This window comes from Bacillus sp. C1, from assembly GCF_054570475.1.
Map to the genome: position 1 here is coordinate 373,312 of NZ_JBTMZT010000003.1, position 12,951 is coordinate 386,262.

Below are 12,951 nucleotides of genomic sequence, written 5' to 3' on the forward strand. Positions count from 1 at the left end.
CTGATACATTCTTTTTTATTTGGGGCATTTCTTATTCTCTTTAATCGAATTAAAATTGATACTCATATACAATGTAATTAAAAATGTTTATAAAACCTAAGCTCTCTGCTACAGCAATTGAAGGTTTATTCACTTCCATACAGTCCCAATAGGGTACACAACCTTGTTTGAAACATTCCCTGACAAATGCATGTGCAACTTTCTTTGCTAGATTTTTCCCTCGATGTTCCAAAACTGTCTCAATATTTGCCGTATGCGTATTTTCACTTACAAATCCTGAAAAACAAAGACTCACTACTTGATTTTCATGCAAAATCACATACCCAATTCCTTTTCCCAAAAATGATTCCACCGAATTCCAAAACGATATAATTTGTGAAACAAAAAATGATTGCTCAAGCATAGCGTATGCTGCTATATTCTCCTTCGTTATTTTTAATACTGTATATGCCTCATCAATGATTGGTTCATTGTATCTTTTGTATGTATCTTCATATAACTTGTATACTTTTTGATTGGATTCTTCGTATGCTTGTTCACACAATATTTCTCCAATTGTACGATCCCATCCTACTTGATAACCAAAACCTTCAAACCACTTCAAATCCAGCCGGGCTGCTTCTTGTGCAATTTGTTCACTTAAAACCTTTTTTATATCAAGGTTAAACATTTTATTATTTGCGTCACCAATAAATACAAAACCGTCTAAATTTCCAAGCCATACTAGACCAGAACGTGGTTTAGTCACATTGTCAACAAATACTCGGCCCGAATTATTTCCTTCAATAATAGCTTGCACTTCAATTTGCCTTTCCTTTTGTAGAAGGTGGTTACAATTCATAAACTGGTCTTTCTGCAATTCGTATATCATCTTTTTTTCTTTCCTTTCCTATTTATCAGAGCTTACGTTTCATCACCTACTGTACAATCTATGAATCCCAGCAATAACTTTCTATCTTCTGGAAAAGAAAGGGTAATACCTTCTATTTCTTCACTGTTTTTCCAAGACACATCCTTAAGTAAAAAAACAAACCTGCTAATGCAGATTTGTTTATCCTTTATCTTTTATTAAACCCTTTTTCACTCAAAAATCCCTTCATATGCATCCGTTTCTCTTTTGACATGAAAACACTCATTGATTCGGTCCATGTCACATCTTTTTGATTCGTAGATCGTGCCTTGTAATATTCATTCGTTGTTTGATCATATTCTTCTAGTAATTCATCATATTTCTTCTCATCATATACATTTTCATGTAAGATCGCTGCGACTGGTAAACGTGGTTTTACTGCATGGCTTTCATCCGGTACTCCAACTGTCATTCCAAACACTGGATACACTTTATCTGGTAGATGAAGCAAGTTACTCACTTCTTCTGGATTGTTACGAATTCCTCCAATATAACAAATGCCATATCCAAGTGATTCTGCAGCAAGTGCTAAGTTTTGCGCAAATAGCGATGCATCTACTGTGGATACAATAAAGTCCTCGGTGCTATCATGCTTGATCTCTGTTCCATGTTTCTCACACGCTTTTTCCAAGCGCTTGAAATCTGCACAACAAACAAAAAATGCTGCGCACTCTTTCACATGACGATTACCTGACAACTCTGCTAATTGCGCTTTTAACTTTTCATCTGTCACATACATAACGGAATATGCCTGAACAAAATGTGATGATGCGGCATGCTGTGCTGCTTGTACCATTCTTTCAACTACACTTTTCGAAATTGGTTCCTGCTTATATTTACGGACTGATGTGTGTTGCTCCATTCTATGTATCATTTCATTCATATTTTTCCCCACCTTTATAATCTGAATACTCAATAAGTAACACATTCTTTTTCTACATACAAAAGATATGCTCACCGGGAGATGATATGTAAAAAGGACCAATCTTTGCGATTGATCCTTTTATATTAAGCTGTTTTCAACACTTTAACACCTTTGACAATATTCCAAATGAAGTAATAAATTGCTACAACTGCAAAAGTTACATACGTCACAATTACTCCAATTCCAACGCTTGTTGATTGTCCAAAACTTAAACCGAATCCACCTGCAATTGCTAATCCACCAAACAAAATCGCATATGGGAATATATGTGTCCATAATGCTTTTTTCGCATGATATTTCACATCATCTTCCGCAATAAAGTAGACGATAATTGGTAATAAGAATGGTGCAAAGAAAATACTAAAGTAACAAAGAGAAGATAAAATATTATTGCCTTTCATACGATTCACCTCTAAAGTTTCGTTGTTTTTGTTACCTTTATTATGTCATGTAACTACTTTAGAAACTATCGCTTTACCTTTCACACATATTACATTTTTGTAAGATTCATCACTATATTCGATTCGTTAACCAATACTGTGTAATCGCAAAATATTCCCTTATATTTGACTGAACGATAATCGGTTTAGGTGTTTTTGCAGAAAGACCCTCTATCTTTAACCCTTGTTTCTCAGCAATTTTTTTAGCCCGAAACATATGAAAATCATTTGTGACAATCAGCCCTTTTTTCTTATTTTCTGGAATAAGTGCCTTTGAAAATTCAATATTCTCATCGGTATTTGTTGAACGATCTTCCATAATAATTCTTTGCTTTGCAATATTTTGTTTCATTAATCCTTGTTTCATAGCTAGCGCTTCCGAAATATTTTCACCTTTTCCTTTACCACCAGATACAATAACGATTGTTTGTTCATGTGTTTTTAAATATTCCGCTGCTTTATCTATTCGATATTGTAAAGAATATGAAGGCTTGCTCCCTTTCACCTTTGCCCCTAAAAGGATCATGTAGTCTGCATCATCTGGTGCTTTCATATGACCATGCTTATATATGTTATATTGTAAAATACTCATATAACCTACTACGATCATAATTAACATTAAGCTATACTTAATCATTTTTTTCTTCTTTAACATCTACACATACTCCTATTTTTCTCTATATTCTCATCATATTATTCAATTATTTATTTGTACATCTCAACTTTCCAAATTACCTTTATTTATCCTTAAAAGGTAATATTTATAATAGTTATGGGAATATTGAGTAACGTATACACGATTTACAGCACAATTTTTATATAAGAGGTGCGACCATTGATTGCTTTTTTATGTAATGTAACATTCTTTTTTTTACTATTTATTATAGCGATTAAGCTATTAGGAAAATCAGCATTGGCACAGCTTACACCACATGATTTTGGCGCCATTATTTTTTTATCTTACTTAGCATTTCAAGCGATACCAGTCGATGGGAGTGGGCAAAGTATTGTTGGCATGATCGTTATTACATGTCTTCACCTGTTCATTACAAAACTTAGTCTACTAAATAAACTCAATCGTTTTATCCTTGGTCAGCCTACGATTTTAATTAAACATGGAAATATTCTATTCGAAAACTTAAAACAAAGCAGATATCCAATAGCTGAATTGCTTTCTAATCTTAGAGTAGCGGGATATCCTAGCGTACATGAAATCGAATATGCGATTTTAGAGGCAAATGGTGCAATTAGCATTTTACCTAAAAGAGAACTTATTCCTCTCACTCCTAAAGATATGAATATGGATGTTACATATGCTGGTCTACCAATCGCCCTTATCGTTGATTCACAGATTCAATATGATAATTTAAAACTAATTCATAAAAATGAAAAATGGCTCCGTAAAGAGCTATTAGAAAAAGGACTTGCAGACATAAAAAATATTGCATTGGCTTCTGTTCAAGAAACTGACGGTTCTTTTGCAATTAGCCTAAAACATAAGAAATCCCCTTAATTTACTAAGGGGATTTCTATCATACTACATGTTCTCTGTTTATATTCCGTACAGATACAGGATGAACAATACGATTCATTCCAAATACAATAATCGCTGTTAATAATTCTGCAGCCGGCATTACAAGCCAAATTCCATTCACTCCAAACAGTTTCGGCATCATCCAAAGTAGTGGAATAATAAATAATAATCCACGACTTAAAATAATAAAAACTGATTTTGTTGTTTGTCTTACTGACTGAAAATATTCTCCGTACACGATGTTATATCCTAAAAATACATATTGAATAAAGAAAAGACTGATTCCCGTTACTGTTAGCTTGAGTAATTCTTTCGACTGAACATCAAATAAACCGATAATATATTTCCCAAAGAATAGTCCTATTACAATGGCTACACATCCAAGTGCAATAGCTGTCTTTACTGCAATTTGTAGTCCTTCTTTCAACCGTTCAGGTAAATTCGCCCCGTAATGGAAGCTTGCAATAGGTTGCAGGGCTGCTCCAACCCCAAAGAACAGCAAAAGCGTCATAGAGTGAATACTGTTTACCATCGCGTATGAGGCAACACCTAATTCCCCTGCATATTGAATAAAGGCTATATTAAATCCAATTGTTACAATTGCTACCGTTATTTCGGTAGTGAAACTTGGAAAACCAATCACCATGATTTGTTTCACTGTCTCCCATTCAAAATGAAATTTCGTCCATTTTAAAATACTACTTTTTCTAAAGAAATGACTTAACAAAACAAGAAAACCAATTGCAGCTGAAAGAATCGTCGCTGCTGCTGCTCCTGTTACACCCCAGCCAAATATAAAGATAAAAATATAGTCAAAGACGATATTTAATAACGCCGTTACAATAAGACCCGCCATCGCTAAATTGGGATTTCCATCGTTACGGATAAATGTACTTAAAATATTTTCTAACACATATATCATTCCAAATGTTAATAATACCGTTAAATAGTCTAATGCGTACGGCAAAATTACTTCATTCGCTCCAAATAAATACGCTAAATCTTCTATTCTCCATAAACAAATAGCCATTAATATACCTACAATTACAACGGCTACTATCATTGATTGTGTAAAAATAGATCGCGCTCGCTCGATTTTATTTTCTCCTAACGCAATGGAGTATAATGTAGCCCCGCCCATTCCAATCCACAATGATATAGAGAAGAAGATGGAAAAAGCCGGTACAGCAACATTCACTCCTGCTAATCCATTTGCTCCAACACCGCGGCTAATCATCACGGCATCAATTACAATATTCACAGACATTAATACCATTCCGAGAACCGCTGGTATTAAATACGATATAAATAAACTTTTTATTGGTGTTTCTCTTAATTTCTCCGTTGTTTCCATAACAAAATGCTCCTTTACAATTCTCTTTCCACAGTGTAAACCTTCAAGTAACTTGAAGGTCAAGAAAGAATTATAAAGTGAAACTTTAATCAATGAGGGTTTTCTTCCTCCTCCACTGATTATTAGCCTTCACGAATCGGGATAAATTGGATTTCATTATGCATTTTACCTTCTCTTTACTACTGGAATTTGAATCTCTGTTACTTGTTCTTTTGGATTTTCCGTGACAGACCAGTCAATTAAAGCAAGTTCTATCGCATCCCCTATTATTTCGTATCCTTTTTCTTCAATATTCCATAGTAGTTTTTTATAAGTTCCATCTGTTTCTTCATACGGTCCGTGGTGATAGGAGCAAGCAAACATCCCTTCTTTAATTTCATCTGAAGTAGTAATTTGAAACGGCATGTAATCAAGAAGAATAAAAACACTGTTATATGCTTGAAATTCATTTCGAAGCAATCCTTCTTTTGACACTGTCACCCCAATATCCCCCGAAAATAAGCTATCATCTATTTGTTTCATATTTTTTTGAAGTGAATGGATATAATACTCAAACATATCATCTGTTATATTGGGCACAATAGATAGCGCTGTAATTGTTCTCTTTTGTATGTGTTTAAATGTCACATCATTCGCTTTTGAAGCAGTAGCTTCTTTCAGCATTTCAGTTTTATGATTTATTTTCGCCAATGCATATTCAATTTCTCTTTGCTTCTTCAACATCAGTTCTTGTTGCTTTTCCAGTAGATTCAACGCATAAGATGGATTTCTCTCATCAATATAGACTTTAATTTCTTTTAAAGAAATATTTAATTGCCGTAAAAATTTAATAGTATCTAACAGGGAAAATTGATCAATTGTATAGTATCTATAGTTCGTTTGCGGATCAACAATTGCTGGGTGAAAAATGCCTTTTTCATCGTAATAACGTAACGTTGATTCCGCAATATTATGCATTTTTGCCATTTCGCCAATTGTAAAACGTTGATTCAATAACATATTTCTTACTCCGTTTCTTTCAAATCATTTTTTCTTTTCTATCTCTTCATTATATAGACATATATTCCTTATTCAAAATGAATCTTCCGCAATGAAAATCTGCTATTTAACGTTGATTTTTCTTGAACTTTATTATATATTTATTACAAGTTCAAATTACAAGTTCAAAAGAACCTGTATAAAGACCTCTTGTTTAATGTGTATTACATATTTTACATTAAGCAAATCCCGAGAAATCGTATGATAAAGACAAACACGAAAAAGGAGAAATGAGATGGAATTTTTCTTTCAAATTGCATTAATTTTATTAAGTACAAAAATTGCCGGTGACATTAGCGTCAGACTAGGTCAACCTTCCGTACTTGGAAAATTAATTGTCGGTATTATTGTCGGTCCTGCTGTATTAGGATTGATCGACAATTCAGATTTACTCACACAGTTAAGCCAAGTAGGTGTTATTCTCCTTATGTTCATGGCCGGTCTAGAAACAGATTTAAAAGAACTAAATGAAAATCGTAATTCCTCTTTAGCTGTTGCTGTTGGTGGTATCGTTCTTCCATTTGTAGGTGGTTACGTTGCAGGTATTGTAATGGGAATGGAACAAGCTAATGCGGTCTTTTTAGGATTACTTCTCTGCGCAACAAGTGTTAGTATTTCTGTACAAACACTTCGTGATTTAGGAAAAATGAAGACGCGTGAAAGTACAACGATGTTAGGCGCCGCTGTATTTGATGATATTCTTGTTGTGATTCTACTAGCATTTGCCATGAGTTTCTTAGGTTCAGGTGATGTGAGCTTAACGATGATTATTTTGAAAAAGATCGTCTTTTTTGTTGCTATCATCCTAATCGGCTGGAAAGGTGTTCCCATGATTATGCGTTGGTTATCACCACTGCGCGTATCAGAGTCTATTATTAGTGCGGCTCTTATTATTTGTTTCGCTTTTGCATATTTTGGTGAACTATTAGGAATCGCTGGTATTATCGGGGCATTTGCAGCAGGTATTGCGATTTCACAAACGGATTATAAACATGAAGTAGAAAAGAAAGTAGAACCGATTGCTTATGCAATGTTCGTCCCAATTTTCTTTGTAAGTATCGGTATGAACATTACCTTTTCAGGTATTGGAGATAAAATGTGGTTTATCGTAGCTTTAACGGTAATTGCTGTATTAACAAAGCTAATTGGTTGCGGATTTGGAGCACGAATGACAGGCTTTGATTTTCAATCATCTACAATTATCGGATCTGGTATGATTTCCCGAGGTGAAGTTGCTCTTATCATCGCAGGACAGGGGCTTACTTCTGGGTTACTAGCACAAGATTACTTTACAGCAATTGTAATCGTCGTTATTTTAACAACAATGATTACACCGCCAATGTTGAAATATTCTTTCGGTGTTAAAGATAAACAATTAAAGCAAAGTGCATGAATCATCAATCACAGCACGAATAAAAAGCAAGCCAAATAACGGCTTGCTTTTTATTATGAAATATATTCCATCGCTGTCTTCAATGTTCCAACAACAAAAGCAATTTCCTCACTTGAAATAACAAGAGGCGGTGCTAATGTTAAGACATTGTTATAACCTGCTGTTGTCATTCCATTCCGTCCAATGATTAATCCCTTTTCTTTACAAGCATTCACTACACTTGTAATTTTATCATTATCAATTGGTTCTTTTGTCTCTTTATCATGTACTAGCTCAATCCCAACTAGTAACCCTTTTCCTCTAATATCTCCAACAAGTGGATGCTCTCCTATTTCTTCTTTTAATTGCTCTAGTAATAGCGATCCCATTTGTGCAGAACGCTCAATTAAATTTTCCTTTTCCATAATTTCTAAGTTTTTAAGCGCTAACGCACAAGCGGCTGGATTCCCACCAAACGTATTAATATGCCGGAAAAATTCATATTCTCCCTTACCTTTAAAAGCTTCATAAATTTCTTTCTTCACCGCTGTTGCAGATAACGGTAAATATGCACTTGTAATCCCTTTTGCCATTGTAATAATATCAGGTTTCACATCGTAATTCATAAATCCAAACGCGTTTCCAGTGCGACCAAATCCGCAAATTACTTCATCACTAATTAATAAAGTACCGTGCTTTTGACAGATTTCATGGACAGCCTTCATATAATCTTGCGGTGGCATCAAAATACCACCACCTGTAATAATTGGTTCCATAATAAATCCAGCGATTGTTTCACTTAACTCCCACGTCATAACACGGTCAATCTCTTTCACACACTCTACATCATAAATGTTTTGTGATAGAATCCCAGGCATTCGGTAACAATCTGGCGGTGTAACATGTAAAAATCCTGACGCAAATGGTTCATATTGATACTTGCGCTGTGCTTGCCCTGTTGCTGCCATCGTCGCCATTGTATTTCCATGATATCCACGGTACCGTGACATAAATTTATAACGATGTGATTCACCTTTATGTGCATAATATTGACGAGCAATTTTAAATGCAGTTTCATTCGCTTCTGATCCACTATTAGAGAAGAAAATGACATATTCCCCTCCAAGCCATTCATTTAACTTTTCAGCAAGTTTAATTGCAGGTTCATGGGATTGCGACATCGGAAAATATGACAATGTTTGTAATTGTTCATATGCAGCTTCAGCAAGCTCTTTTCTTCCATACCCACTATTTACACACCAAAGACCACTCATTCCATCTAAATAACGCTTTCCTTCTATGTCTTCCACCCAGCAGCCTTCTGCTTTTGCTCCAATCATCGTACTATTTGGACTAAAGGGCCGCATACCATGCCATACATACTGCTCATCCTTTACTAGTAATCCATCTAATTGTTTCGCTTTCATCATACATTCCACCTTCCCAAACAACTTATATTCTCCCAAGCTGCATTGGTGCCATGATGAGATAAAACTTTTCTCTATTTATTTTCATTCCACATGAACGGAACAAATCCTACCAACTGCTGCCTAATATTTTCCCCCAAAACCAAAGAGCTCTCCAAACAATTGGAAAGCTCTGTTTCTACTTAATGCGCCGATACGTCACTAACCCCATGACCTGTATTAGATTTAACAAGAATTTCATCGAATTTCGCTACATCTTCTTTCTTACTTGAGAAGATTGTCCCCAAGTATGCCGCTAAAAATCCAAGTGGAATAGAAATAATTCCAGGTGTTGTATAAGGGAATAATGCTTCCCCAACAAAGATTGCTTTCCCAGCTTCCGGATTCCAAACATTCGGGCTTATTGCTACTAATGCGATAGCTGAGACTAAGCCAACAACCATTCCGCAAATTGCTCCTGTTGTATTAAAGCGTTTCCAATAAATCGTAAACAAAATAACTGGTAAGTTCGCACTCGCAGCAACGGCAAACGCTAACGACACGAGGAATGCAACGTTTAACGTTTGAGCAAATAGCGCTAAAATAATAGATACTACCGCCACACCAATTGATGCATAACGCGCCATAGATACTTGTTCTTTTTCTGTCGATTTCCCTCGGCGAATAATTTCATTATAGAAGTCGTGAGCAAAAGCTGAAGCGGCTGTTAACACTAAACCAGCTACAACGGCCAAAATCGTTGCAAATGCAATAGCAGAAACGAATGCAAATAAGAAATCTCCTCCGAGCGCTTTTGCTAATAAAGGTGCTGCCATATTACCAGCTGGGTTTGCCTGAATAATTGCAGCATTCCCTACAAATGCAGCCGCACCAAAACCTAGGAAAATCGTCATAATATAAAACGCACCAATTAACCATGTTGCATATACAACGGACTGACGTGCTGTTTTCGCATCACGAACAGTGAAAAAACGAACAAGAATATGAGGTAAACCAGCTGTTCCTAAAACAAGACCTAAATTTAAAGAAAGCGTATCTAATCCATCCTTATACTTTACTCCTGGATTTAAAAAAGCTTCTTTCAATGGTGTTGCTGTTTTCATCTGTACAAACATTTCTGTCACGCTAAAATTAAACTTTGCAAATACAATGACTGAAATAATAAATGTCCCTGCCATTAATAAGACAGCTTTTACAATTTGTACCCAACTCGTCGCTGTCATTCCTCCAAAAATTACATACACGGTCATTAACGTTCCCACTATTAAAACAGATGTCGTATATTCAATTCCTAATAATAATTTAATAAGTGCTCCTGCTCCCACAAGCTGTGCGATCATATAAAAAATTGAAATTGTCATCGTATTTAAAGCTGCTACTCCCCGCACCTTTCTTGCATCAAAACGCGCTGCAATCATATCAGCTAATGTATACTTCCCTAAATTTCTAAGTGGTTCAGCAACAAGATATAATACAACTAAATAGGCAACAAGAAAGCCAATACTATAAAAGAAGCCATCAAACCCAGTTAATGCAATCGCCCCTGCAATCCCTAGAAAAGAAGCAGCTGACATATAATCTCCCGCAATGGCCAGACCGTTTTGCCATCCAGTTAAACCCCCTCCTGCCGTATAAAATTCGCTCGCATTTTTCGTCTTTTTCGATGCGAAATATGTAATGACGAGCGTACCAAGAACAATAATTAAAAAAAGTGAAAAAGCTGTTATATTCAAGGCTATCCCCTCCCTTTTTGTATATTTTGCAAGATTTTTTGCGACATCTTATCAAATGATTCCGCTTTTTTGCTATATATCATGCATAACGACCACGTCATAACAAATTGTGCGAAAGCAAAGATCCACGCCCATGTAACATCTCCAAACGCTGGTGTATTCAATACTTTCGAATACGAAGTTAAAAGCGGCAAAGTAATAAAAAAGCTTAAAAAGAAAATACTCATTGGAACAATAAATTTTCGCTTCTTCTCCAACAGCGCTTGAAATTCCGCCGACTGAACGACTTCTGTATAATTCACTTCATCTTGTAACTTATGTGCTGAACTATCTTGTTTCATTTGTCCTCTCTCCCTTCTCCCTCTCAAACAAAGACTAAATTTTATAAATATTCAGAAACTTAAGTTCATTTTAGACAATCGCTAGTTCTTCTGCATAGTTTTTTCAATAGACAAATTTCGTCATATCTCCCTAGTTTTTCAATATATTTTTTCAAAATAGAAATACCACTTATCGCACCTCTTCGGTTTCTATATCCTTTTCTAGATTACGTGCCGTTTTACTTAGTTCAACATCTTTTCCATCTCTATACGTTCCAAATATAAAATCATATAATGGGTTCGACACACCGAACCAATAATTTTCATTTTTATAATGATGCAAAACATGTTGTTTTTTTAACCATCTACCAAAACGAGTCAACGGACGAATTGGTCTATGCGCTATATAATGTTTCCATTCATATACAAGCAGCATAACAATCATTCCTATTCCAAATGAAAGTGTAATCGTCACATGATTTGTTGCTCCGTACAAAAGAAGCAAATAAATTGCAAACCCTGGCATGCTATACCACACTGGTAAAAATAATAACTTTAAATCATCAGGATATACATGGTGATCATAATGTAATCTCTTTAACATTTTCAGTAAGAATGGATTTTTAGGAGGTTTCATATGAAATAAAAATCGATGTGTCACATATTCATTAACTGTATAAAAAATGATACCAGCAAGACACGATATAGCTGCTATCCCTGTAAATAATTGCATTTTTAAAATAATGATAAAAAGAAGCAATACTCCAAACATAATAATAATATCATGTTGTAAAAAAAACTCTTTCAATACTCTTTTCATTCACCCTATCCCCTTTCTTCGAAAAAACAGCCGTAACTATATCGTTACGACCGTTTCTTTTTTATCTATGTTATTCTCGTTACATTACAAATTTGCCCGTTGTTCGATTGTAGAGAAAAAATTTTGCGAACCAAATATATTTTGTTTTGGTATAATGTGTTCAACTGCAAAGACAGTTACTTCTCCTCTCTGTACCTCTCCGATAATAAGTCCCAGTATCGCATGATTTACAGCAAATGTTGGTTGCTTTGTTTGAAGTAATCTTTCAGCAGTTTGAAACACGGCCTCATATAAAGGATCCCTATCCGTTATTTCTTTTCGAATTTTGGGTGCTAGTGTAATAATAATTTCTTTTCCATTCACTGTGGTTCGATACATAAAAATCTCCCCTTTAATCTTATATGAACAACTGTAAAGCTTTATACGCAAAATGAATTGAGTATCCAACTAAGATGAAACCAGCTCCTGCTGTAATATAACCGAGTGCCTTCGGCTTAAGCAATGTACGTCCAAAATGAACAGAGAAGGCAATATTTAAATTCCATAAAATAATGCCACCAATTATGCAAAGACTATATAAAAAGGCCTCTTGTTTTGTTACTTTTGTAAGCAGTGAACTCAGTGTACTCCCATATACTCCAAACCAAAAGACAAGATTTAATGGGTTAGATACTGCTATTAAAAACCCCGCCATAAAGGATTGGCGAAGTCCACCTACCTCTTCTTGTTTATATTCCATATTAGAATGTAAAATTCCTTGTTTTACACTTTGAAACCCTAAATAAAACAATAAGAAGAAACCTATGCAATACATAAACGCTTGTACATATGTATACATAAATACAGAAGATAATCCAAAGTAAATAAGAAGCATAAATAAAATATCTGCACTCATTCCCCCGATCCCAACAAGCCAAGCATGCCAAAACCCACGTTCGATTCCTCTTTTTAACATTTCAATATTAATTGGTCCTACTGGGGCAGCTAATGAAATACCTAGTATAAATTGCTGTATAATCGCTCCAAACATCGCTCTATCCTTTCCTATTCCCTTTATATTAACTAATGAAAACACTAA

General features: G+C 35.0%; 14 protein-coding genes. 2 read left to right on the top strand and 12 right to left on the bottom strand.

What is annotated here, in order from left to right:
• Positions 1 to 49: 49 nt before the first annotated feature.
• The 4 genes from ACX5JI_RS12820 to ACX5JI_RS12835 form a co-directional block, all read right to left on the bottom strand.
• Complete coding sequence (locus ACX5JI_RS12820) at positions 50 to 871, bottom strand: GNAT family N-acetyltransferase (RefSeq protein ID WP_459501425.1); 822 nt, start codon at positions 869 to 871, stop codon at positions 50 to 52.
• 187 nt (positions 872 to 1,058) lie between these two features.
• Positions 1,059 to 1,793, bottom strand: coding sequence for an oxygen-insensitive NADPH nitroreductase (gene nfsA / locus ACX5JI_RS12825; RefSeq protein ID WP_459501426.1), 735 nt, complete (start codon positions 1,791 to 1,793; stop codon positions 1,059 to 1,061).
• A gap of 125 nt (positions 1,794 to 1,918) precedes the next feature.
• Positions 1,919 to 2,236 carry a magnetosome magnetite crystal formation protein family gene (locus ACX5JI_RS12830; protein ID WP_459501427.1) on the bottom strand — a complete coding sequence of 106 codons (318 nt, stop codon included), beginning with the start codon at positions 2,234 to 2,236 and terminating at the stop codon, positions 1,919 to 1,921.
• 112 nt (positions 2,237 to 2,348) lie between these two features.
• Positions 2,349 to 2,930, bottom strand: coding sequence for a YdcF family protein (locus tag ACX5JI_RS12835; protein ID WP_459501428.1), 582 nt, complete (start codon positions 2,928 to 2,930; stop codon positions 2,349 to 2,351).
• Positions 2,931 to 3,110: 180 nt separating this feature from the next.
• On the opposite strand from ACX5JI_RS12835, the gene ACX5JI_RS12840 reads away from it, so the two are divergent.
• Positions 3,111 to 3,788 carry a DUF421 domain-containing protein gene (locus ACX5JI_RS12840; RefSeq protein WP_459501429.1) on the top strand — a complete coding sequence of 226 codons (678 nt, stop codon included), beginning with the start codon at positions 3,111 to 3,113 and terminating at the stop codon, positions 3,786 to 3,788.
• 19 nt (positions 3,789 to 3,807) lie between these two features.
• Here ACX5JI_RS12840 and ACX5JI_RS12845 read toward each other — a convergent pair whose 3' ends face one another.
• Both ACX5JI_RS12845 and ACX5JI_RS12850 read right to left on the bottom strand, forming a co-directional pair.
• Positions 3,808 to 5,163, bottom strand: a complete 1,356-nt coding sequence (locus tag ACX5JI_RS12845; protein ID WP_459501430.1) for an MATE family efflux transporter — start codon at positions 5,161 to 5,163, stop codon at positions 3,808 to 3,810.
• A gap of 165 nt (positions 5,164 to 5,328) precedes the next feature.
• Complete coding sequence (locus tag ACX5JI_RS12850; RefSeq protein WP_459501431.1) at positions 5,329 to 6,162, bottom strand: MerR family transcriptional regulator; 834 nt, start codon at positions 6,160 to 6,162, stop codon at positions 5,329 to 5,331.
• Between the two features lie 274 nt (positions 6,163 to 6,436).
• Between ACX5JI_RS12850 and ACX5JI_RS12855 the strand changes: the two genes are divergently transcribed.
• A complete protein-coding gene (locus ACX5JI_RS12855; protein ID WP_459501432.1) occupies positions 6,437 to 7,594 on the top strand; it encodes a cation:proton antiporter in 1,158 nt (385 codons plus the stop codon).
• Between the two features lie 53 nt (positions 7,595 to 7,647).
• Here the strand turns inward: ACX5JI_RS12855 and ACX5JI_RS12860 are convergent, their stop codons facing one another.
• From ACX5JI_RS12860 to ACX5JI_RS12885, 6 genes are all read right to left on the bottom strand, one after another.
• Positions 7,648 to 9,000 (bottom strand): aspartate aminotransferase family protein, encoded by a 1,353-nt coding sequence (locus ACX5JI_RS12860; RefSeq protein ID WP_459501433.1) that lies wholly within the window; start codon positions 8,998 to 9,000, stop codon positions 7,648 to 7,650.
• A 182-nt stretch (positions 9,001 to 9,182) separates the two neighbouring features.
• The gene (locus tag ACX5JI_RS12865; protein WP_459501434.1) at positions 9,183 to 10,733 is read right to left on the bottom strand and encodes a solute symporter family protein; all 1,551 of its coding nucleotides are present in this window, start codon (positions 10,731 to 10,733) and stop codon (positions 9,183 to 9,185) included.
• 2 nt (positions 10,734 to 10,735) lie between these two features.
• The gene (locus ACX5JI_RS12870) at positions 10,736 to 11,074 is read right to left on the bottom strand and encodes a DUF485 domain-containing protein (protein WP_459501435.1); all 339 of its coding nucleotides are present in this window, start codon (positions 11,072 to 11,074) and stop codon (positions 10,736 to 10,738) included.
• Between the two features lie 169 nt (positions 11,075 to 11,243).
• On the bottom strand, positions 11,244 to 11,873 hold the full coding sequence (locus ACX5JI_RS12875; protein ID WP_459501436.1) for a sterol desaturase family protein: 630 nt from the start codon (positions 11,871 to 11,873) through the stop codon (positions 11,244 to 11,246).
• 84 nt (positions 11,874 to 11,957) lie between these two features.
• The gene (locus tag ACX5JI_RS12880; RefSeq protein ID WP_459501437.1) at positions 11,958 to 12,251 is read right to left on the bottom strand and encodes a cytoplasmic protein; all 294 of its coding nucleotides are present in this window, start codon (positions 12,249 to 12,251) and stop codon (positions 11,958 to 11,960) included.
• Between the two features lie 19 nt (positions 12,252 to 12,270).
• Positions 12,271 to 12,903, bottom strand: a complete 633-nt coding sequence (locus ACX5JI_RS12885) for a LysE family transporter (RefSeq protein ID WP_016114180.1) — start codon at positions 12,901 to 12,903, stop codon at positions 12,271 to 12,273.
• Positions 12,904 to 12,951: the final 48 nt, after the last annotated feature.

Excerpts from the sequence above, each read along its gene's own strand:
- ACX5JI_RS12850 (WP_459501431.1), bottom strand. The coding sequence starts at position 6,162 with ATGTTATTGAATCAACGTTTTACAATTGGCGAAATGGCAAAAATGCAT.
- ACX5JI_RS12880 (WP_459501437.1), bottom strand. The coding sequence starts at position 12,251 with ATGTATCGAACCACAGTGAATGGAAAAGAAATTATTATTACACTAGCA.
- ACX5JI_RS12830 (WP_459501427.1), bottom strand. The coding sequence starts at position 2,236 with ATGAAAGGCAATAATATTTTATCTTCTCTTTGTTACTTTAGTATTTTC.
- ACX5JI_RS12855 (WP_459501432.1), top strand. The coding sequence starts at position 6,437 with ATGGAATTTTTCTTTCAAATTGCATTAATTTTATTAAGTACAAAAATT.
- ACX5JI_RS12870 (WP_459501435.1), bottom strand. The coding sequence starts at position 11,074 with ATGAAACAAGATAGTTCAGCACATAAGTTACAAGATGAAGTGAATTAT.
- ACX5JI_RS12875 (WP_459501436.1), bottom strand. The coding sequence starts at position 11,873 with ATGAAAAGAGTATTGAAAGAGTTTTTTTTACAACATGATATTATTATT.
- ACX5JI_RS12885 (WP_016114180.1), bottom strand. The coding sequence starts at position 12,903 with ATGTTTGGAGCGATTATACAGCAATTTATACTAGGTATTTCATTAGCT.
- nfsA (WP_459501426.1), bottom strand. The coding sequence starts at position 1,793 with ATGAATGAAATGATACATAGAATGGAGCAACACACATCAGTCCGTAAA.
- ACX5JI_RS12860 (WP_459501433.1), bottom strand. The coding sequence starts at position 9,000 with ATGAAAGCGAAACAATTAGATGGATTACTAGTAAAGGATGAGCAGTAT.
- ACX5JI_RS12835 (WP_459501428.1), bottom strand. The coding sequence starts at position 2,930 with ATGTTAAAGAAGAAAAAAATGATTAAGTATAGCTTAATGTTAATTATG.
- ACX5JI_RS12820 (WP_459501425.1), bottom strand. The coding sequence starts at position 871 with ATGATATACGAATTGCAGAAAGACCAGTTTATGAATTGTAACCACCTT.
- ACX5JI_RS12845 (WP_459501430.1), bottom strand. The coding sequence starts at position 5,163 with ATGGAAACAACGGAGAAATTAAGAGAAACACCAATAAAAAGTTTATTT.